We start from the raw sequence: 22150 nt of genomic DNA on the forward strand, positions 1-22150 counted from the left end.
GCTCACGTGGCGGTTCATGTCACGTGGAAGATCCCGGCGTCGGTGCCCGCCGGGGTGTACTCCGCGAGCCGTGCCCTGAGGCCGTCCTCGCGCTGGGGCCGGTACAGGTCGTGGAAGGAGCCCATCTCGGCGCCGTCGTCCGAGCCACGCCGGATCTCTTCGGCGCACCGGTCGGCGAGCAGCCCGTACCAGGGCGTCCCGTAGCGCTCGGCAGTGAACAACGGCCGTACGCGACCGGCCTGTTCGGGCCCGGCGAGGTCGGGCTGGCAGCGGAACCGGCGCGGGGTGCGTGACCCCGGCGGCACGTACGAGTACCGGATGCAGCCGACGCCACGCCGGGCCACGTGCAGTCGCCCGGTGAGGATGGAGTTCTCGGCGATCTGCACGGCGTGGGTGAAGATCTCGCCGATCACCGTGGTGCGGTGCAGATGCAGCACCGCGTGGGCGTGGCGGCAGTCCGGCGCGGACAGGGCCTCGCGGTTCGGGCCGGTGGCGTCGAGGATGCTGTCGCGCAGGTGGATGTCGAGAGGGTCCTCGCTCACCTCGTCGCCGATGACCTCGATGGTGCCGAGGATGCTGTGCTCGATCTGGACGCACGCGGTGGTGCGCTCCAGGACGATGCTGGGCTCCTCCGGCGAGTGCGGGTCGCACTCGGGCTCCAGCGACCAGCCGGGCACGAGCGTGGAGTGCCGTACGACGACGGCGCCCATGGGCCCGGTGACGTTGATGCCTCGTCCGGCGACCAGCAGCCCGTCGAGGACGATGCGCGGCCGCTCGTGCGGGGCGCAATCCTCCGACACGGCACGGATGTTGAGGGCGTCGGGGCGGTTGCTGTACCAGTCGAGCAGCCGGATCACCGGCCGCGTGCCCTCGGCTGCGCGCACTTCGAGCCGGTCGCCGGGGTCGAGGTCGAAGTCCAGCTGCTCCTGGTAGGCGCCGCTGTGAGTGATCTCGATGATGCCGTCGGGCCCGGTCCGGCCGGCACGCCGGTCGTGCTGCCAGGCCCGGTAGGCGTCCATGATCTGCCGATACGGCTGCCCGGGCCCGACCCGGTAGAACTCGGCCTCGGGACGCGGCTCACGGTCGGGCCGGTCGTACTCTCCGCCGCCCATGTCCGCGCCGAACGCGTAGTGGTAGTCCACCCACACGCCCTGCCGGGGCGCCGACCGCGACCCGAACGCGATCCGCCCGAGCTCCGGGTCGACGGCGACCTGCCCGCGCTTGGGCCGGTAACGCCAGTCGGACAGGTCGGCGACGACGATGTCCTGCGGTGGTACGGGCTGGTCCTCGCCGTCGCGCCGGATGACGAGGCTCTTGCCGGGGCCGTAGTAGTCGGTGAGCCGGTCGTGGAGCTGGCGGCGGGTGATGAACGCCGGGACGTTGTCGATGGTCGCGATGTGCGTGGGCGACGGCTCCGGGAACGGCTTGGTGACCAGCGGGGTGTCGTTGCCCAGGATCGAGAAGGTGTAGAGGTTGCGGGCGCGGTCGACGCAGTACGCCGGGGACTGCGTGAGCGAGTGCGCCTTGAGCCGCCAGACGAAGAGGGCGACCCCGGCGGGCGTCCAACCACCTTGCCTGTGACGGGAGTTGGCCCGTCGTATGTCGACCGTGCGCGCCGTGGCGCCGAAGGGGCCGCCCGCGAGGTCGAGCGCGGAGTTGTCGCGCAGGTCGACGAGTCGGCCGCGCTCGGTGCGGTGGCCCGCGCCCAGCTTCACCGACTGGGTGTGGGACACCTGCCGGGACAGCTCGACGGCGCGGGCGGGCCAGCCGGTGACCTGATCGGAGAGTTCCTCCAGGAGGTGGAGGGTGCCCTTGCGGCGGCGGTTGGCGACGGTGGCGGCCACGTCGGCGCGCGGGGCCACGGCCTCGGCGAGGGCGGCACGGCCACCCTCGTGCAGCCCAGTCGTCAAGACCCGCTCATAGCCGGGCAGGGTGCGATAACCGACCAGATCACCGAGGTACGGCAGCACCCAGGGCGCCGCCGTCTCCACGAACAGGTCCTCGTAGCCCTGCTCGACGCCGTCGCGGACCCGGTCCAGCTGCTCGGCGATCACCGCGAGCAGCGCGCGTAGCGACTCGCCCTCCTCGGCGTCGCGCAGCAGGTGCCAGCGGGGCAGCAGCGCGGCGAGCCCGTCGGGTTCCCTGGACGTGGTCGCCGGGGAAGCCGTCTCCAACTCGACGTCCGGGGACATCACTTGACCTCCGTCAGAATCAGGGTGTCCGCGGCCTTCGGCGACAGCATCGCGAGCTGCGCCGGGCGGATACCGCGGAAGACGAACACCGAACGGCCCTTCGCCAGGCGCCGGGTGTCGGTGATGTCGGGGTTGAGGCGCAGGAGTTCGGCGAGCGGGACACCGTACTTGGCGCAGATCTCGGAGAGCGTCTCGCCCTTCGCGGCACGGACCGTGTGGGTCTTCTCGTCGTACGTCGCCGGGTGCGCCGGGACCGATGCCTTGGGCGGGCCGGGATCGGCGAGGATCCCGGTCAGCTCCTCGGGTGTGGCGGACGCGGGGACGCCGGTGAAGACGTCGACGTCCACGTAGTCGACGCCGGGCACGGAGTGGGCGGTGGCGAGGACGTCCGAGAGCCGGGCCGGTCGGCCCAACTCCCGTCCGTCGTAACCGAGTCGGGCGAGCAACGCCTGCCGCAGCCGGGGCTCCACGATCTCCCAGGCGTGGTCGGGGGCAACCTTCACCTTGGCGGCGATGAGCAGCAGGACGAGCTCCCGCACGTCCACCCGGACGGGAAGGTTCATGTCCCCGTACTCGGTGAGCGCGCCGCGCAGCGCCCTGAGCGTGTCCGAGTCGCCGTCGATCGGCACATCGTCGGTACCCGCTACCGTCACATGCAGCACCCGCCGCCGCCCGTCGAAGAGTTCACGCGCGGCGGCCCGGCCGATGCCGGCGCGGGAGCGTGCGAAGTCCTCGTAGTCGGACTCGGAGACCAGCCGGTCCAGCGCGGAGACGGCGAGCGGGATGGTACGGCGGGTCAGGCCGGGGCCGTCCGCGTCCGCGCCGCCCTTCGCCGGGCGCGGGTTGGTCACCTGGGTGACGCCGAGCGGCCGGGTCATGGGCTGGGTGACGCGGTCGGCGGCGACGTTGGCGGCCTTGCCGGTGCCGAAGCGGTAGCGGGCGCGGATGTTCTCGTTCCCTGACGGCAGTCGGGCGCCGTTGATGCCGTCGCCGAAGGTCACCGTCGTACGGCCGTCTGCGGTGGAGCCGGTGATGTAGACCCGCTCGACCGGGCCACGTCCGGCGAGGCTGTCGACCTCGTGCCACAGGACGCCGTCGACCCGGATCTCCAGCACTGGTGTGGCGCCGAGAGGGTTGTCGTCGGCGAGCCAGGTCAGCGGGGACTGCCAGAGCGCGAACGTCTGGTTCACCCGGTCCGAGTCCCCGCTGCCGATGGCCTCCTCGCGGCTCTCACCGTGGGTGGCCTCGACGACATTGCCGAGGACCTTGACCGTCTCACGGCGGTAGCGATGCGCGAGGTCGGCGGTCAGGGTGAGCCGGGTGTGCACATGGTCGCCGGGCAGTCGCGGATCGACGGCAGGGTCCGCGGCGGCGATGACGACGACCTCCGTGGCCGTCACCCCCGCCGTGCCCGGGATGTCGCTGCGCTCACCGCTCACCATGAGCGTCCGGCCCGGCCGCAACCCGTCGTACAGCTCGGCGAGTTCGATCTCGTTGCCGTGCACGTCCTCGCCGAGCGGTTCGTCGGCGAGGCGCAGCGGTTCGCCGGCCGCGTGCACGGTGGTGTCGCGGATGTGGGAGAGCAGTACGTCGAACTCGTCCAGCCACGGGTCGGCGAGGGTGAGTTCGGTGCCGCGTCCGGTGATGCCGTAGTTCGAGTACGCCGCCGTACGCGCCGCGACGACCTGGGTGGTGACGAAGTCGAGCTTCTTGTCGCCGGGGATGCCGTTCTCGGCCCCCTTGGCAGGGCGCTGAATGGCGACCCAGCTGCCGACGGTGATGCCGGTGTGGACCGTGTCCAGCTGAAGGATGCGGCGGTTGAGCGGCTCCGGCTTGCTGGCGATGACGACCTCGACGTTGGGCTCGGTGCTGCCCACGGTGTACCTGGCGGTGATCTCGTACTCGCCGTGGGTGAACTGCTTGGAGTCGCCGGGCCGCAGTTCCTTCTGCTCGGAGCTGCCGTTGTGGATGCCGAAGTGCACGACGCCCTCGTCGTTGGGCCGGGACACGAAGAGCGTCCGCTCGGGCAGGCCGGGCAGGAAGCGGGCGGTGACGCCGGGCTCCTGGGAGTCGATGGGCCGCCGGTTGAGCCAGTTCAGGTCGCGGTCCTGGCTGGAGCGCACCGACAGCTCGACCTGACCCGTGCCGAGTGGGAAGGTCACCGGCTGGGCGCCGTTCAGATTCTCGGCACGCTGGTCGGAGCCACTGCCCTCGCCGTACTGGAACTCGGCACGGACCGGCGTCCGGCCGCCGGTGTCATACACGACGCGCATGCTCGCCAGCGTGGCCCCGGTGAGCGGCCAGTCGACGGTACGGATGACGCGGCCGCGGTCGTCCTGCACGGGCTTGAGCGGGGCGGTGGCGCCGAAGGGGGCTGCGGTGACCCGCATGGCGAGCAGTTCGCGGAGGAGCTGGGGGGTGCTGGGGGCGGCTTTGCGCCAGGCGGGGTAGAGGGCGCCGAGTCCGGGGTTGAGGGCGGAGAGGAGGCGGGCGGTGTCGCTGCCGGGGAGCTGGGGGCCGCTGCCGCCACGGGGGGCGGGGGTAGAGGCGCGCAGGGCCGGGAGTACAGCGCCGAGAGCCTCAAAGGCAGCGGCACGCCCGTCGCTTTTGAGGGGCGCGGGGCTGTATCGATTTGCGGCTCCGCCGCGGGGCGCGACCAGCCCAGACGGCGCGGCAGACGACTGACCACCAGGTGCCTCTGTTTGTGCCGGTGCCAATTCCAAGGCCCGCTCGGCGAGTTCGGCAAGCACCGCTTCCAGCTGCTCGAACCAGGCGGCGACATCCTCGTACGGCTCGGCCAACACCTGAGCCTCACCAAGCCGCGCAACAGGCTCGGCAAGCCGCGCCGCAAGCCGCTCAGGACTCTTGATCCCGTCCAAATCCCCCCGCAGGGGCGCGAGAACCTGATCCTCGAAGTCCTCGATGAGCCGACTGACCGGCCGAGGGTTGGGCACCTCGGGCGTAGGCGGCTCATCCCCGGGCTCCCCCGGCCCGGCCGGCGCAGCCGTCCACCGCCGCACCTCGTCAACAAGCTCCTTCAACGTAGGCGGAGCAGACTTCGGCAGAGAGATCGCCGTGACCTCGTCCTCCCGATCCACACGCACCTTCGCGACAGGCAACAACTGCGGCTTCCCACCGGCCTGTTCGCCGAAGACAAACAGCAACTGATCCCCGGTATGGAGGGAATTGGCCGTGCCCTCGACAAAGATCTCCGAGCGCCGCTCAAGGTCCTCGGGCGTCACGAGGGACGGCCGCCGGCGCCGTACCTTCAGCTCGTTCCAGTCCCAGCGGGCCGTGAGGTCACGGCTGGTCTCGAAGGTCAAAGACTGCTCGTCGGCGGACGCCGGCACGCTGTGGCTGCGGGCGCCGCGCGGGATCAGCACGGACAGCGACTCGGCGCGCGGGTCGCGTTCCAGGCCGTACGCGAGATGCGTCGCGGCGGCGACGCCGGGCCGCGGCCGGTGGCCGACGAGGCGGCCGAGCAGGACGAGGGAGCGGTGCTCGTTGGCCGTACGGATGTAGGCCTCTTCGGCGATGCGCTCGGAGTGGAAGGTGAGCAGGTCACCGAGGACGGCGGTGGCGTCGAGGAGGCCGATCGACGGGTCGTCCGGGGTGCGCACGGTGAGGCCCTGGAGCGCCGGGTACGCGGGTGAGGCGAGCCGGTCAAGCAGGGCCGCGCGGAAGGAGCCGTATTCACCGACGCGGTAGTCGAGCGCGGTGCGCCCGGGCGGGTTGTGCACGGGAGCCGGGGCGAGGCGCTCGTCGTGGCCGCCGCGGCAGGCGCCGCCGCAAGTGCACTCGTCGATAGTCATCGCGCACCTCCCAGGGATATCGCCAGCCGGCCGTTCTCCGGCCGGTCCGGGTCGTTGTCGCAGATGGCGATCTCCAGCGGGCCGAGCCGCAGCACGCCGTCCTCCCTCTCTCCTCGGTCCGGTTCGAACAGCCTGTGCAGCCGGGTGACCTTGATGCTCTCCACGCCGGGCACCGCAGCCGCGACGGCGACCAGGCGGCTGAGCCGCACCGGTTCGCCGAAGGTCAGCGCGTCCGGGTGGAAGAAGCCCCGCACACCACTGCCGAGCACTCGGTACAGCTCGGCCAGGATCTGCCCGTGCTGGTGGCCCGGCTTGGCGCACACCGTGAGCGCGATGTCCAGCGGGACGAGTCGCGCGGCGCCGACGACGAGGTCGTGGCCGATGCGCCGGTACGGCTCCAGGGCCTGCGCGACGGACGCCAGCAACTCGGCGGACGGGGCGCCGGTGCCGTACGCGTCGACCGCGACATGCGCCTCCTGGACGCTGCCGGTCCAGCGCAGTTCGGCCGCCGCCCGCTGGACGCCGGGCAGGGCGGAGGCGAGGGCCGCGTAGTCCTCGGCGGTGACCGCGCGCAGCCGGGTGCGGCGCAGGTCGAGCGGGGCCAACTGGCGTACCTGCTCGACGGGTTCGGGTTCCGTTCCCCCGACGGCGGGCAGCGGATTGCGTACGACGGCTGCGGGCGGCGCCTCGCAGTCGGACTGCACGACGAGGTGGTTGATGGCCTCCGCGCCGACGTTGCCGGCCGTGCCGCCGCCGAGCCGGTAGTGCGCGGCGAGCCGTGACCCCGGCGTCGGCCTGGCGCCGTGCCTCCCGTCGCCGAAGCGCAGGGCGAGCCGGCCGTCGTCCTCCAGCTCGCCGACGAAGTGCCGGTCGCGCGGGCCGCTGTCGAGCAGGTCGCGGCGCGGTTCCCAGATCTCGTCGTTGTGGAGTCGTACGGCGGGCAGTGCGCGACGCGGGTCCTGGGCGAGCGCGGCGGTGGCGGAGCCGCGCAGCACCAACTCGTCGGGGTGCAGTCCGGCGGCGTACGCCGGGCCCCAGCTGTGGGCGATCTCCCAGGCGATGTGCCCGTCCAGGACGGTGCCCGCGCGGGCGCGGGCCGTGAGGACCTCGATCCGGCGCAGCTTGGCGTCGAGCAACTGGTCGTTGCGGAACAGGAGTTCACGCAGCGCACGGACGGGGTGACGGTGGAGTTCGATGTGCTCCAGGATCTTCAGGCCGTAGATCACCGTGAGTTCGGCGATCTCCTGCTCGGAGAGCCCGTCCCGGTCGCGGGCGCTGCGCCACAGCTCGACCAGCCGCTGTCGCACCCGCCCCGGGATCGCGCCGATCCGCTCGGCCTGCCCGGCGGCGACGGTGCCGAGGTCAGGGAACGGCACCGCCTGCACGACGGGCCTGCGTCCGAGGACAGGTCGGAAGCGGGGCTGGATGCCCGGGTAGACGGACTGCGCGAGAAGGGTGCGCAGGGCGCCGGCCTGGGCGTACGCAGTGCCGGGCACGACGCGTTCATGGCGCTGACCGGCGCGTTCGAGGCCGATTCCGGCCCTCATGGTCGTTGCCTCGCCGACCACCTGGAACAGCTCGCGGACGTCGTCGGCCCTCAGTGCCTCACCCGACTCCGCCTTGTCCGTGAGGGAGTTGATGAGCCGGGCGGGTGCGTTGCCCTCCTTGCGGTCGTAGCAGCCGAAGGCTGGCGAGTCGCAGGGGGCGACCTCGGCGGGGACCTGCGGGACGGTGAACGTCTCGGGCAGTCCGTGGAGCGTACGGCCGTGATCGACCAGGACGACATTGCCGCGGGCGAGGGACACGTCCCCGACCGGCAGGCAGTCCCGGCCGCCGCGTGTCGTGAGGCAGAGCGGGAAGCGCAGGGCGTCCTCGGCGGCCCAGGAGACCTCCAGGACCGGCTGGTCCTCGATGCGGTCCACGGCCGGGGTGACGGAGGTCAGCCGGACGGCCTGGCGATGGCCCGGGTCGGCGTCACCGGGAGTGCCGGTGCGCGGCCCCTTGACCTCTTCGAGGATGAGCACGTCGCCTGGCTTCAGGTCGAGTTGACGCTCGCGGCAGGTCTCCACGTCGACCCATGCGTCGCGCAAGGTGGCGGAGGTGGCGCCCTTGGGCAGGGTGCAGACCTCACCTCCCCAGGTCCACAGCCGGATGGCGTTGTGCGCGACGCGCAGCTCCAACTGGTCCTCGGTGACGACGGGTTCGAAGACCTCCACCGAGCCGCGCTCGTCCAGGTCACCGAGTTCGGCCTCGTCCACGACCGTGCCGGGCTCCGGGCGGTCGTGCGGGTCGAGGGTGCGGACGTCGACGGAGGCGAAGCGGAAGGTGCCCGGGGCGAGCGTGTGATCACCGGCGGTCTCGACGGCGACGTAGGCGCGCGCCGTACACCCGTCGTGCATCGCGTAGTCGATGAGCCGGACGTGACGCCGTACGGAGACCCGGCGGCGGGCGGTGTCGAGGTAGGCCTCGGTGGCGACGGCGTCCTGCTGGTAGCTGATCCGGTCGCCGGTGTGGGCGAGCAGTTCGACCAGGGTCACGCCGAGGTCGGCGGGGTTGCGCTCGACCCAGTCGGGCGTGGTGAGCGCGAGCCGGTCGAGGAGGAGCTTGCGGATGGTGTCGTAGTCGCGGGCGGTGTAGTCGATGACGGGAGCGGACGGGAAGTCGTCGTTGGTCTGCTCAACCTCCTTGCAGTCGAAGGGAGTTGGGCAGTCGGGTCGGAAGACGAAGGTGGCGCTGTGGTAGCGCTGGTCGAAGCCGCGGTACGGCTCGGTCCCGGGTCGTCCGTACGGGTCGGTCTCGACCAGGGAGAGCCGGTAGCGGGAGGTGTCGCCGGCCTGGTCGAGGGTGACGTAGAGCCGGTCGTCGAGCTCGGGGTCCTCCTCGCGCTCCACGCTGACGTCGACGGCGGTGATGCCGGTGATGCGGCGGCCGCCGTCGATGCGGACGTTCTCGGGGCCGAGGCCGTGCGGGGCCTTGCCGAGGAAGGAGACGGTGAGGAGCAGCCCGTCGTCGCTGACCTCGACGGAGTCGACCCCGTTGAGCTGGGCGGCGCGAACCTTGGCCCGGCGCGAGGTGACGGTCGTACCGGTCATGCCGTGACCCTCCCTTCGAAGACGTCGTCGCGACGGGACCCGTCGGCACGCACGGCGTAGGACAGATGGACGCGGACGACGTTGTCCTCGCTGACGACGTCGAGGGCCTCCACATCGATGAGGTCGCCGAGCCAGCGCTGGAGCGAGGCCTGGACGGAGAGTTCGAGGGTGCTGATGAGTTCCGGGCTGGTGGGGGCGAAGACCAGGTCGAGGAGCCCGCAGCCGAAGTCGGGGCGCATGACCCGCTCACCGGGGCTGGTGAACAACAGCTGCTCGATGAGGTCGTGGATGTGCTCGCCGCGGGTGGCGTGCGCGGTACGGCCGCGGCGGTCGGGGCGGAACGGGAACGCGATGTCGGAACGGGTGACCGGCCGGGTCATCGGGTGGACACCTCCTGCTGCGCGGCGTTGACGACGGGTGGTCCCTGTGCGACCAGTGCCGCGCTGAAGCACTGGGCCGCGGAGATGTCGAGCAGCACGGGGGCACCCGCGACGGTGACGCCGCTCGCGGGGGCCGTGAACCGCACGGACACGCATGGCTGCGGCACACCGTTCACGGTGTGGACGCAGCCGGCGACGGTGTAGGTATGGGCGGCGGTGGCCGCCGCCCGGCCGCCGATCAGCACCGCCGGGGCGGGCATGTGCGCCGGTGTGGCACGCCCCCCGTGCGGGCAGCTGATCACCGTGTCGGCGACCAGCAGCTTCCCTGATGCCCCGGAAGTCCCGGATGTCCCGGACACGTTCGTCGTTCCCCCGTTCCTAACGCTTCGGTTCCACTGTCAGCTGGCCCTCGTTGACGATGACCCGGCCGTCCTGGAGGGTGATGCGGGCGTTGCCGCTGGCGATGACGATCGCCGCCTCGGTGATGCGGATGTACGCCCCGTTCTTGGCCTGGAGCAGGATTCCCTCGTCGGCGCCAGTCACGTCGTTCATCACGATCTTGTGCGCCAGCTGGGTCTGGACGACGACGGGCTTGAGCTCGGAGGGCCGGGCCAGCTCCCGCCGGGCGTCGGGCGGCAGTTCGTCCCGCTCCCCGTACCAGCAGCCCGTCCAGATCGGGAAGCTGGGATCGCCCTGTTCGAACTCCACCCACACACCGGCGTCCTTCGGCGGCACCACGACCTGCCCCGCCTCCTGCCCGGTGAAGGGCAGACAGGGCAGCGCCCAGGTCGAGGGCTCGTCGCCGAGCACATCGGGGACCTGGACCGTGATCCGCCCGATGGCCAGCGGGTCGTTGTTGTCGATCACCCGGCCCCGGAACTTGCCCAGGTACCGGTTGTTGGGTGCCGCCATGCGTCAACTGCTCCTGTTTTTCAGTGGTCTTCGGGTGTTGCTCGGGTAACTGCCGCTGTCACGGCCGTACGGTGTCGCCGCGTGCGACCAGGCCCTCCCGGGAGAGAGTGAAGTTCTGGGTGAACGAGCCAGGCCGCAGGCTGTGTGTGACCGACTTGACGTAGTAGTCGCCGTCGTACATCGGCCCGGAGCCGCGCACTCCGACGAGGCTGCGTGGGTGCAGCAGGTAGCCGTGCCGGGTGACGTCGAGCGACCCGGATCCGGTGATGACGTCGGCGGATGTCGCGGCCCTTGCGAGGAGTTCGGCCTGGGCCTGCTGGATCTGCTGCTTGGCGGTGCCGGCCAGGGTCCTGCGCCGCAGCGCGGGCGTGGGGCGGCGGCCGAGCGGTGGGCGGAGAGGGCTGATCGAGGGCTGCCCGAGCAGCGTGGCCTGCCGGTTCTCGGGGTTCTGCCAGCGGGCCTGGGGTTCCTCGCGGGCGGTCCCGTCGTACGCGAACGTCAGCTGGTCGACGGTCGAGTTGGCGTCCATGTTGACGTTGAGCGCGTGCTGCCGGACTCCGAGGCGCACCTCGGGTCCCCAGTAGGCGGACGACAGCCCGGGGGCCGGACCGGGCTCAAGATAAAAGACATACCCATTGGCCTTGGCCAGCTCGGTCACGTACTGCAGATCGGTGCTGCTCTGATACGGGACGCGGAGCTGTTCCTGCGGGGGTTGGAGGATCTGCTCGTCCTTGACGTCGGGCCGGATGCCGTAGTCGCGATAGCGCCCGAGGATGGACAGGACGCGTCGGGACGGCGCCAGATTGGGATAACCGGCGGTGCGCTCCTCCAGATCCATGAGCAGGGTCAGGTCCTCGCCGGTCACGGTGAGGGTGGTCTGCCCCGGCTGATTGCTGGCACCGACCTCCTGCCGCACGATCAGCCCGTCGAAGAGCACCTGGGAGGTACCGCGCACGCTGACACTCACAATGACCCGGGTCTTGGGGTCGAAGAATCCTTCAGGCAGCAAATTCCGCTGGATGAGCCCCCGTTTGGTGAGATCGAAGGCGAGCTGGAACCCACTCCGTTCCCCCGCCGTCGCCGTGATCTGCGCGGACAGCAGCGCTTCCATGACCTCGGCGGGCACGGGCCGGGTGAGCCTCGGCCCCATCTGCAGGGACATATGAACCGGCCCCGGCCCGACGGGCAGTTCGTCAGGCACCGCGACGACCCCCCTGCGGGAACCCGCCGGGGAGCGGCACGTCGATCACACGACCCGGTTCGGCGGTCAGTTCCTCCGGATCGAGTACGGGATTGGCGTCGGCGATCTGCCACCACTGCCGAGGGTCCCCGAACAGCCGCTGTGCGAGGAGATCGGGCCGCTCACCACCACCGACGACGTACTCGTCGGTCTCCTGGGCGTCGAGAGGAGGCAGCAGCCGCCGCTTGGTGTACCGGACTTCGGTGCCGTCAGGCGCCGTGTGAACCCCGATCTCGGCATCGTGATACCGACTGTCCCGGGGATAGGGATGAGCCCCCGGGATGGCGTCCAAAGCACTCCCGTACGGCTGTATGCCCTCGGCCATGCGCAGCTCAGCCCCTTCCCATGGTCAACGTGTCGCGCCCACCGAGCCCGAGCGCCCCGAGGCTCCCCCCACGGGCGGCCGCGGCGAGCCGTTCCTTCTGCGCGAGGTGCGCCATGTACAGATCGGCCCCTCGGTGCCCGGCCGGCAGGTCGCTCACGCTGAGCACCTTGAGCCCGATGCTGAGGCTCGCCCGAATCGGATTGAGATTGACGTCGAACGCGGACTCATTGATGGACAGTTCGGTGAGCCTCACGGGCATCACGCGCTTACTCCCCCACGTGAACAGCGTCAGCGGCATCTCGATCGGCGTGATCTCAATGGTCCCCTTCTGCGTCTGCCGTGCCGCGTCGCGGAGTTGCGCGGTCGTCGGCTGCACCAGCATTTCCAGCACGGCGAGCTGGGGGTGGATGCCGTCGGGGGCGGCGATCTCCAACTGATCGGTGGCGTCGATCTCGGCCGTGAACTTCCAGGTCTCCTCGGCGGGGCCCTTGAGCCGGAGCGCCTCGTTACGGTCGCCGCCGCCGGTTCCGCCGCCTTCGGCGTTCTGGCCGCCGGCGGATTGGGGGGCGAGGGAGCGTTCCAGGGTGTCGGGGTTGAACTGGAGGATGATGATGCGTTGGGGGGTGCCGGTGTCGGGGTTGACGACCACCAGGCCCGAGCGGATGGGCTTGGGGATGTCGCGATATCGGGTCACAGCTCAATCACTCCGCTCTCTGCCAGTTGTTCCAGGGCCAGCCCTGCTTCACGCGCTACTTCTTCGTCCTCGTCTGTCCCGGAAAGACGGGTCAGGCAGCCTTGGAATTCCGGCCATGCCGTGTACGTCATGGCCCATACAGCGGCCCGTCGGACCTCCGCATACTTGTGCTCGGCCGAGAACTCGATGTGTTCCACAATTTCCGGAACTGCGCTCAAGGGCGCGCCTGCTCCGACACGGAGCAGAGCCTTGACCCAGCCAGCCGGCCAAACGTTGACATAGCAGTCTTCCAACATTTCATCGACGGTCCACACAGCGAGCGACTGTTCGATGGTCGCCAGAGTCTCATCCGTGACAGAGGGGTCTTCGTGCACTACGACCATGTACGGCACATCCGCGAACTCGTCGACAATGTAATGCGCCGACCCGCCGTTCCCGATGTCCCACTTCGCTTCGTAGAAGACGCCCCGCTCGGGGTCACGGTCGATGTCACCGAGGAAGGTCCAACCGGCACGCTGCGCCAGTTCCTGGATGTCGGCGCCCTCGACCCGATCGTGAAGGATCAGCCTGCGGCTCGTTCGGCTGAGGTCCGGCATGGTGTGCACTCCTTGTTGCTGGGGTGGTTCGAGGTGGTGGGTCAGACTCTATAGATGTCACGTATCTTGGCCCGGATACTGTCGAACAGAGCCTTCTTGGGATCTCCCTCGTTCGCGAAGTCAAGGTTCAACGTGGCCGCCCACCCCTGGAGGAACTTGATCTCGCGTTCAGCCATCGCATTGGCCTTGCCGGAGACATTCAACTGGTCGTTCGTGGCTGCCTGCCGCCAGGCGTGCTGCATATATTCGTCGTCCCACTGCTGCAGTTTCCTGCGTGCTTCCTCCCTCGCCTCGTCAGATGCATTTTTGTCATTCTTGGTGCGGCGAGCATCTTTCCGCTCCGTGGGACTGATGCCGCGAGCCGTCAGATACTTGGCCTTACTGATCTTCGTCATGCGCTGAAGCTCGTCGGGTTTCAGCCCCTCCTTCTTACTCAGCCGGGCCATCATTCTTGCCAAGGCTGCTGGATTTTTCTGTACAGACTGCATCTCCTTGAAGGCGTAGTACAGGTTCAGCTGCCGCGCCTCGCCCTGCGCCCCCTTCGGAGCCAAGGGAAGCTTGTTGACGACACCATGCAAGGTCGTCATTCCGAGCTTCTTCTGTTCGGCCGTGAAGTTCTTCGGATCGTTGGCTGCCAAGTCGTAGGCAAGGGCGCGGTACACCAGATCACTCTGCGATCTGTTCTCTTCGACTGCCGCGAGCGTGTGGAGAAACACGCGCTGGCTCTGCGGGACGGCCTTTCCGCCCTGAGACTGCCCCCGAAGGTCGTCCAGCATGCTCTGGGCCACCTCTCGCTGCTGGCCCTCCGGCATGTCCTTGAACATGTTCTCGTAGTCGGGCGGGAGCTGTTCCTCGGCCGGGACGCCGGGTTGGGAGACGCGCTGGTTGCGCGGACTGTTGAAGCCCTGCTTCAGTCCCGCGGTCGCTCCGTCGGTTGTGCTGACCTTGAGCGCGCTACCGTCATTCAGCACCTTGTCTCGGAGCTTGTGGGCGATTGCCTGGGACTGGGCCGTGTCGCCGACATCGAGCTTCTTCCCTTCGGAATCGAAGGAGTACCCCTTTGCCTTTTCCGCCGTCGAGGAGTGGGCCTGAACTCGGTTCGCTTCCTCGCGGATAAACGTCAGCAGCTCATCCCGGTCGAGGGTGACTCCCGCGACTGCCACCGTGCTCGGATTGAGGGCGGCTTCCACATCGAAGCGATGTCCGCCCTGCACAGACAGGCGGCTCAGCCGGTTCCACAAGCGCAGTCCGGCCAGGGTCGCGTTGAGAATTGGGCGTCGTACACCCTTGGACAGCATCCGCTGCAGCTGCGGCCGAATACGGGCCACGATCTTCTGCAGCCGGGTCTGTTTCGACTCCTTCGACTTTTCGTTCTTACGTCGCCGATCCTGCTCCTGCTTCCTCTGCTCCTGTTGCCTCCGCTTGTCGTCCCTCAGCCGGTCCTTCTTCTTCTTATAGAAATCTCGCAGTTTGGACGCACTGCTCTTCAGCGTCTTGCCGAGCTTCGACTTCTTCAGCTTCTTGCCCAGCGTCTTCGCTGCGTTTCCTACCTTCTTCAGGGCGGACTTGACCGCCCCCTTGGACTTGGCGACCGCCTTGCCCGCAGGAGACTTGGGCTTCTTGGGCTTGGCCGGCTTGGGACCGTCGATCTCCTTCTTCCTCTTGGGCGGCGTCTGGGCCTTGCGGTCGGGAGTCTTGTCCTTGGCAGGCCTCGCCGGTGCCGCGTCCTTCGACTTCGCACCTTCCGGCTTCGCCGGTTCGGGCTTCGCCGGCCCCTTAGGCGTAGCCGTATCCTTCGGCTTCACCGGTGCCTTCGGCCCAGGCGTGGTCGCGCCCTTCGGCCTCGCCGGCGCAGCCCCCGGCGCCGCCACCTTCTGGTTCGCGTTCCGCAACGCCCCCCGCGCGTTGTTGACCGCGTCCCCCGCAGCCTGCTTCGCGCCCTTCCCCGTCCGCTTCAGACCATCCGTGATCTTCTGCGCCATCCCCTGAAGCCGCTTGCCCACCCCCTTCGTCGCCGACGACAGGCGAATCATCAGGAAGTTGGCGATGAAGTCCAGCAGGGCCACCACACCCGCCGCCACCGCCTCCGCGAACAGGCACGCGGCCGGGCCCGCCTTCACCGCCTTCAGGTACGCCCAGAACTTCGAGAACGCCGCAAGGATGGAGCTGATGCTCTGCCAGGCCGCCATCAGGCCCTGGACGATGGTCAGGATGGCGCCGGCCGCGGGGACGATCATCGAGACGACCTTCTCGATGACCAACGAGGCGATCATCATCGGCAGGGAGGCGATGATCGCGTCCCAGGCCATCTTGCCGATCTGCTTCAGCGAGACGCAGCCCTTGACCAGGACGTTGATGACCGCCTTGCCGAGGCCGAGGATGCCCTCGACCTTGGTGTCGAACCAGCGCTTCACGGCGACCTTGATGGCGCCCCACAGGTGGTCCGAGATGCCGGTCTTGGCAGCGGAGCCCGCCTTTGAGATCCAGCCGCCGGGGTCAGGGGCGATGTCCGCGATCAAGGCCGCGAACTTGCCCAGCGCCTCGATCGCGGCCTGGGCGAACTTGATCGCGCCCTCGATGACCGCCTGGAAGGCCTTGATGACGCCCTTGAGGCCCGCCTCCAGGACGTCCAGGAGCTTGTTGAGGCCTGCCGCCAGCGCGTCGAGGAGTGCGTTTACCGCCTTCTTCAGGCCGTCCGCCAGCTCGTTGACCTTGGCTATCGCCGCGTCCCGCATGCCCTCGATGGCGTTGCGGAACTTGTCGCGGAGTTCGGGGAAGGCCGCGAGGAGTACGTCGCCGATCGCGATCAAGGCGTCGGCGAGCGCGTTGATCGCGGAGATCGCCAGGTCGCGTACGAAGTCGATCGCCGCGTTGGCGAACTCCTTGAACTTGTCGATGATCCCGTTGACGGCGGCCCGCGCCGCCTCGAAGACCTTGGTGACCGCTTCGAGCAGGCCCTTGAAGAAGTCGCCCACCGCGTCGGCGAGCATGCCGAAGAAGCCGCCGCTCGGCTTCTCCTCCTCCTTCTTCTTCTCGGCCTCCTTCTCGGCGTTCTCCCGCTCCTTGTCGATCGACTCGTTGTCCTTGCCCTTGCGGTCGTCGACCTCCTTGTCCTTGTCGTCGCGGGCCTTGACGATCTCTTTGTTCTTGGCGGTGTGCTCTTCGTCGGACTGCTTGTCCGCGTCCTCGACGTGCTTGTCCTGCTCGGCCCGCCACTGCTCGCGCTGGGTCTGGGTCTCACGGGCGACCTTGCCGCGCTCGGCGGTCTGCTTGTCGGTGTTCTGGGCGACCTCGCGGTCGATCTCGGCCTGCTTGTCCTGCTTGGCCTGCTGTTCGCCCTGCCGCTGCTCCTGCTCCTTGGCGGCCAGGTCGCCCTGAGCCTGCCCGGCGGCGCCACGGATCTCGCCGCCCTTCTCCTCCTGGGCGACCTTGCCGACACCGGCCTTCGGCGGCGACATGGCCCGCAGCGCACCGCCCTTGCCGCCCCCGCCGCCCGAGGCCTTGCCGGTGAGCTGTTCCTGGGGTGCGTCGGGGAAGATCTGGTCCTCGCCCATCGGCTTGGCCGCGTCCTCACGGCCGGTCGACTGGATGTCGGACTGCTTCTCCTTCAGCGCCTTCTGCTGGTCGTCCGTGCGGGTCGGATCGCTGGCGCCCTCGAGGCGGATCTTCGGGGCGGGCCCGACGGTCTTGTTCTCCAGGGCCGGGTCGGTCGTGGGCACGGCATCGGCCGCCGCCTCCACGTTCTGCGCCTCGGACTCGCTGAGCCCCTCGGTCGGCACGGCGGGAGGCGGTGGCGGAGGGGCGCTCGGCGTGGCGCCCTGAGCCTTGTCGCTGCCCTTGGCCTTCTGCTTGTCGCCCTGGTTCTCCGGGCCGACCTTCTCGACCTTGCCGGTGACCTGCGCGGCCACCGGCGCCGCCTCGGGCGGTGCCGAACGGGTCTGCGGGGCGCCGGACGGCCGTTCCCGCGTGGGCGGCGCGGCGTCCAGGCGCTGCTGCTCCTCGCCGACCTTCTTGTCCGCGGCCTGGTCCACGCCGGGCATGGCTGCGGCGGCCTGGTCCGGCGCGAGCTTGCTCACGGTCTGGACGGCGGCCTTAGGGTCCTGCCCGGAGACGTCCGGGGCCTTCTGCTCCTTCTCCTCGGGCGCGGCTTCACCACCGCCCCCGCAACTGCCCCCGCCCCCGTCGTCCTTCTCCGCGGCGGGCTCGGGCGGCGCGCAGCCACCGCCGTCCTTCTCCAGGGACGCCTCGGGCTGGGGCGCGGCCGCCCCCGCGGGCTGGGCGGGGCCGTCGGCCCGTTGACCGTCCGCCGGGCTGACCGTGGCCTGGCCTGCGGACGGCGCGGCGCCGGGCCCGGCGGCCGTCGTCGGTCCGGGCCCCTTCTCCGCGCCGCCGACCGGTCCTCGCGGCGCCGCCACCGGCCCGGATTCCTTCGGCACCTGCGACTTCGCCTTCGGCGCCTCGCGCTCCGGCTTGGGCGGTGCGGCGCCGCGCCGCGCGGCGGGCGACGGGTTACGGTCCTCCGCCGCCGTCTTCGGGGTCTGCGCACCGGCGGGCTTGCGTACGGGAGCCGGGGCGGGGGCGGCGGTCACCGAGGGCGCTGCCGAAGCGGCGGCCGCCGTACCGGGGCCCTGCTCCGCACCGGCCTGCGGCTCCTCCCGCACATCCGGCCGCTCGTCGGGGTCGCGCTCCTCCTCGGCCGCCTCCGGCTCCTTGGCCTGCTCCCGTTCCTGTTCCTGCGCGGGATCAGGCTTCTCGGCCTCCGGCTCGGGCCGTTCCTTGTCCTCGTTCGCCGGGTCCGGGCCGACCTCCTGGTCGAGTGGCTTCTCGGTCTCCTGGAGGTCCTTGGCGCTGCGGTCGTCGGCCTGGGCGACGGGCCCGCCCTCGGGCGGCGGCGCCTCGCCCTCGACGGGACCCTCGTCCTGCCCGGGGGCCTTGGCCTCGGGACCGGCCGCGTTCTCGTCCTCCTCCTGCTCGTTCTGCTCGCGCTCCCGCTCGATCTTCTCGGCCTTGGTGGGCGGGGGCGTGGGGAAGGACGGCACGGACGGTTCGGGGTCACCGGGCTTCAGCTGCTCGGCGGTCGGTACGGCGCTGAGGTCGAGGTCGGCGTCCGGGAGATGGTCCTCGGGCTTGATCGAGGGCTCCGGCTTGGCCTCGGCCGCCGCCCCGCCCTTCTCGTCCTTGCCCTCGATCTCGCCGTCGGCGCCGGCTTCGAGGCCGAGCGGCTTCTCCTCCTCGCGGACGTCGTCCTCGTGCTCGTCCTTCTCGTGCAGGCCGTGCTCGGACAGCGCCGAGTCCCGCTGCTCGCCCCGCTCGTCCACCTTCTCCGGACGTACGGGCCCGGGCTGGCCCTTCTGCTTCGGGTCCAGTTCCTCGCGCTTGGAACCGGCGGCCGGCTGGGTCTGCTCGTCGCGCCGCCGTCGCTTGTCGGCGCCCGGCGCGCTCGCCTGCTGCGGGTCGGCCTCCTCGCGTTCGCGCTGTTCCTTGCGTTCCTCCTTGGCCTGCTCGGCGCCCTCCTGCTGGCCTTCGGTGTGCCGGTCGGCGGCCTCGTCGACGCGTTCGCGGTCGCCGGCGGCCTGCTCGTCCTCCTGTTGCTGCTCCTGTCTGGCCTGCTGCCGGGAGGCGTTGCGCTCGTCCTCCTGCTCCGTGCGCTGTGCCGCCTCCTGGTCCTCGGTGGCGGCGTCGGACTGTGCCCGGCTGCGCTTCGAACCGGCCTTCTCGTCGCGGTCCTTGGCGTCCTTCTGCTCCTCGCGGGCGTCGGAGGCGCGCTTCTCCTTGGTGCCGCCGGCCGTCTCCTGCTTCCGCTTCCACTGGACGCGTTCGACGCCGAGCTCGGCGAAGAGGTCGACCTCGGGCAGCGGCACCTCGGCGGGCTGCAGTTCGAGCGGGCCTGTCGTGCCCGACTCCTCGAAGAGGTCCAGGAGTTGCTCGTACTCGGAGCTGAGCAGTCGTCCTTCCAGGCGGTCGACCACGTCGTCCGCCAACTGGTCGGACATCCGGCCCAGTTGGAGCCGTACCCGGCCGGAGGCGTCGCTCGGGTCGCCGCGCAGGGAGCGCAGTACGTTGTTGGCGAGGCGGTCCACGAGGGTGGCCGGGTCGACGGCCTCGGCGCGCATCCGGTCGGCGTCGAGGGTGGCGTAGCGCAGCCAGCCGGGTGTGGCCTGACCCTCCTCGACGTCGGCCGTCTCAGGCCGGGACTCCGGGTCCCGTACGAGATTCTGCGCCGCCGTCTCGGCCTCACGCTCGATGGACTGCTGCGGCAGGCTGACGGCGCCGAGGTCGCGTCCGGCGCGCAGGGTGCCGAGGCCGTGCGGGTTCTGCACGGTGTGCAGGAGTTCGTGGGCGAGGAGGCGGCGGCCCTCGTCCGTGCCGGGCTTGAAGGCGCCCGGGGCGAAGAAGACGTCCTGGCCCACCGCGACCGCGTCCGCGCCGAGCAGGCCCGTGAGCTGTCCGGCGTCGCGGTCGGTGTGCAGCCGTACGCGGCTCAGGTCGTGCCCGAGCTGCTCCTCCAGCTCCCGCCGTACGCCGGGGTCGAGGGGCTGGCCGGCGCCGCTGACGATGTCCTTGGGTTCCGGGGTACGGGACTTGGCGGCGCGTTCCTTGCGCTTGCGGCGGCGCTGTTCGGCCGACTCGGAACGGGCCTCCTGCGCCTGGGAGTTGCTCATCGCGTCACCTCCCCGTGGCCGCTGAGCCCTTCGTGCACGACGCGGGCCAGCTCCTGGCCGAGGCGGCGGGCGGACAGTCCGGCGGGCAGCGGCGGGAGGCCCGTGAGCGCGTCGACGCTCAGGGCGCCGTCGGCGGCCAGCGGGACGCCGTGCGTGCGGACCAGACGGGTCAGCTCCTGCTCGAAGGCGGCCGAGACCCGCTCGGGGTCGGCCCGGAAGCCGTGCAGGGCGAGTTCGCCGATCTCCACCCGAACCGCGCTCGGTTCCCTGTTCACACCCATCCGCGGACCTCCGTCGGCGTCAAGGAGCGCTCGAGCTTCAGATACTCGGTACGGGCGGCGGCCAGCATGTGCCGCATCTGCAGCCGGTCCCCCTCCTCGGCGGCGAGGAAGGCCCCGGACAGGGCGATGTTGCGGATCGAGCCGCCCGCGACGGTGAGTTGGGCGAGGAGACCTGGGTCGATGTCCTTCAGCGGCGCCTGCGACGGCAGCACCCGGCGCCAGATCTCGGCGCGCTCGTGCTCGGCCGGGAAGGGGAAGTCGACCACGAAGCGGATACGGCGCATGAAGGCGGTGTCGAGGGCCTTCTTCATGTTGGTGGTGAGGATGGCGAGGCCCCGGTAGGCCTCCATCCGCATCAGCAGGTAGCTGACTTCGAGGTTGGCGTAGCGGTCGTGGCTGTCCTTGACCTCGCTGCGCTTGCCGAACAGGGCGTCGGCCTCGTCGAAGAGCAGTAGGGCGCCGCCGCGTTCGGCGGCGTCGAAGACCCGGCGGAGGTTCTTCTCGGTCTCGCCGATGTATTTACTGACGACCTGGGAGAGATCGACTATGAACAGGTCGAGGCCCAGCTCCTTCGCCATGACCTCGGCGGCCAGCGTCTTGCCGGTGCCGGAGCCGCCCGCGAACATCGCGGTGACGCCGAGGCCGCGGCGCAGGGTGCCCGCGAAGCCCCACTCCTGGTGGACGGTGGCCCGCTGACGGACGTGCGCGACGATCTCGCGCAACACGTTCACCTGCCGCTCGTGCAGCACCAGATCGTCCCAGCCGGCCTCCGGCTCGATCCGCCGGCCCAGCTGGTCCATGCCGACGCGGGCCTCCTCGAGACCGGCGCGCCAGGCGAGTTGAGCGGCGTCCAGGCCGTCCTCGTACGGCAGCCTGCGCCGTACGGTGGCGGCGGCGGAGCGTATGACGTGCGGGGGCAGCTGGAACTGGGCGACCAGGGAACGCAGTTCACCGTCGTGGAGGTCGGCCACGGGGTGGAAGGCCTGGGCCCACAGCTCGACCTGCTCCTCGTCGTCCATCCGCGGCACGGTCACCCGGGCGCCGTGCGACCGCTCCGTGCGCAGCGGGTCCTCGCTCGACACGACGACCGGTACGGCCGCCCCGGCCAGGAACGCCTCCGTCGCCGCCCGCTGGTCGCGGTCCAGGTCGCCGACCTCGAGGAGCAGCGCCGCGGGCAGCAGGATCGCCTCGCGCTGCCAGAGCCGGGCGAGCCCGTCGCGTTCGGCGGGGTCGGTCGGTACGTCCTCGGCACCCATGGCGTACAGCCCGAGCCCGGACCGCGCGGCCGCCGCGGCGGCGATGTCGGCCCGGCTGCGCAGATCACCGCCGGTCACCTCGACCAGCAGCGGCGCGTCGGAGCTCGCCCCCGTCGTCCAGCCCTCGGCGGCACGGCTCGCGACCAGGTCGTACGACGGCGGCAACTGCCCCGGCACCGGCGTGCGGCGCAGGCGGCCGTGCAGCCGGGCGTCCAGGTAGGGGGAGCCCAGCAGGAAGTGCAGGATCCGCTCGTCCAGGCGCAGGCGGGAAGTCGTCAGCCTCGACTCGTCGTCCAGCTCCACGATCCGCCAGCGACGCAGCGGCGCGACGGGCGTGAGCGCGCTCCAGTGCGGTTCGGCGAGGGCGGCCAGGGCGAGGGAGAAGGTCGGGTACGCGCGCTGTGGATCCCCGCTCGCCGCGGCGCAGCGGGCCGCCGTGGTGGGATCCAGTTCGTCGGCAGCGGTGAGGAGGACGAGGTCACGTTCGAAGGGGGTGAGGCCGAAGCAGCTGACGAGGGCGTCGAGGGGGGCGGTGCCGGGAGCGGCCAGGGGAGCCGTGCTCACGGCGGGCGCCGGGCCATCAGCTGCTCCGGCCGCATGGGCGTCGACCCGGGAAAGCACGCGCCGAATCTCCGCGGTCAGCGTCGCACCGACGCCCTCTCCATCCGTACCCGAAGTACCGTTCGTGCCCGGTTCGTTCGCCGCCAT

13 protein-coding genes are annotated in these 22150 nt (G+C 70.5%); all 13 read right to left on the minus strand.

The window, feature by feature from the left end; genetic code table 11:
* Positions 1-14: 14 nt before the first annotated feature.
* From IE325_RS23735 to IE325_RS23795, 13 genes are read right to left on the minus strand one after another with little or no spacing between them, the layout of a single operon-like run.
* Positions 15-2192: a hypothetical protein gene (locus IE325_RS23735; RefSeq protein ID WP_190072048.1), complete on the minus strand. Its 2178-nt coding sequence runs from the start codon at positions 2190-2192 to the stop codon at positions 15-17.
* Positions 2192-6004: a putative baseplate assembly protein gene (locus tag IE325_RS23740; RefSeq protein ID WP_190072049.1), complete on the minus strand. Its 3813-nt coding sequence runs from the start codon at positions 6002-6004 to the stop codon at positions 2192-2194. The genes IE325_RS23735 and IE325_RS23740 overlap by 1 nt, the downstream gene beginning before the upstream one ends.
* Complete coding sequence (locus IE325_RS23745) at positions 6001-9096, minus strand: putative baseplate assembly protein (protein ID WP_190072050.1); 3096 nt, start codon at positions 9094-9096, stop codon at positions 6001-6003. Before IE325_RS23745 ends, IE325_RS23740 begins: the two co-directional genes overlap by 4 nt.
* Positions 9093-9476 (minus strand): GPW/gp25 family protein, encoded by a 384-nt coding sequence (locus IE325_RS23750; RefSeq protein ID WP_190072051.1) that lies wholly within the window; start codon positions 9474-9476, stop codon positions 9093-9095. The genes IE325_RS23745 and IE325_RS23750 overlap by 4 nt, the downstream gene beginning before the upstream one ends.
* Positions 9473-9835, minus strand: a complete 363-nt coding sequence (locus IE325_RS23755; RefSeq protein ID WP_190072052.1) for a hypothetical protein — start codon at positions 9833-9835, stop codon at positions 9473-9475. The genes IE325_RS23750 and IE325_RS23755 overlap by 4 nt, the downstream gene beginning before the upstream one ends.
* A 19-nt stretch (positions 9836-9854) precedes the next feature.
* Complete coding sequence (locus IE325_RS23760; RefSeq protein ID WP_190072053.1) at positions 9855-10388, minus strand: phage baseplate assembly protein V; 534 nt, start codon at positions 10386-10388, stop codon at positions 9855-9857.
* Between the two features lie 58 nt (positions 10389-10446).
* A complete protein-coding gene (locus IE325_RS23765) occupies positions 10447-11538 on the minus strand; it encodes a hypothetical protein (RefSeq protein ID WP_190072311.1) in 1092 nt (363 codons plus the stop codon).
* Positions 11539-11581: 43 nt separating this feature from the next.
* Positions 11582-11953, minus strand: a complete 372-nt coding sequence (locus tag IE325_RS23770; RefSeq protein ID WP_190072054.1) for a LysM peptidoglycan-binding domain-containing protein — start codon at positions 11951-11953, stop codon at positions 11582-11584.
* Positions 11954-11960: 7 nt separating this feature from the next.
* Positions 11961-12647, minus strand: a complete 687-nt coding sequence (locus IE325_RS23775; RefSeq protein ID WP_190072055.1) for a hypothetical protein — start codon at positions 12645-12647, stop codon at positions 11961-11963.
* A complete protein-coding gene (locus IE325_RS23780) occupies positions 12644-13243 on the minus strand; it encodes a hypothetical protein (protein WP_190072056.1) in 600 nt (199 codons plus the stop codon). The genes IE325_RS23775 and IE325_RS23780 overlap by 4 nt, the downstream gene beginning before the upstream one ends.
* A 41-nt stretch (positions 13244-13284) precedes the next feature.
* Entirely contained in the window at positions 13285-19905 is a 6621-nt protein-coding gene (locus IE325_RS23785; RefSeq protein WP_190072057.1) for an eCIS core domain-containing protein, read from the minus strand.
* Complete coding sequence (locus IE325_RS23790; RefSeq protein WP_190072058.1) at positions 19902-20186, minus strand: hypothetical protein; 285 nt, start codon at positions 20184-20186, stop codon at positions 19902-19904. The genes IE325_RS23785 and IE325_RS23790 overlap by 4 nt, the downstream gene beginning before the upstream one ends.
* Positions 20177-22150 (minus strand): ATP-binding protein, encoded by a 1974-nt coding sequence (locus IE325_RS23795; protein ID WP_190072059.1) that lies wholly within the window; start codon positions 22148-22150, stop codon positions 20177-20179. The genes IE325_RS23790 and IE325_RS23795 overlap by 10 nt, the downstream gene beginning before the upstream one ends.

Origin of the sequence: Streptomyces lanatus, from assembly GCF_014655715.1 — a bacterium.
In the GTDB taxonomy this organism is placed as follows: domain Bacteria; phylum Actinomycetota; class Actinomycetes; order Streptomycetales; family Streptomycetaceae; genus Streptomyces; species Streptomyces lanatus.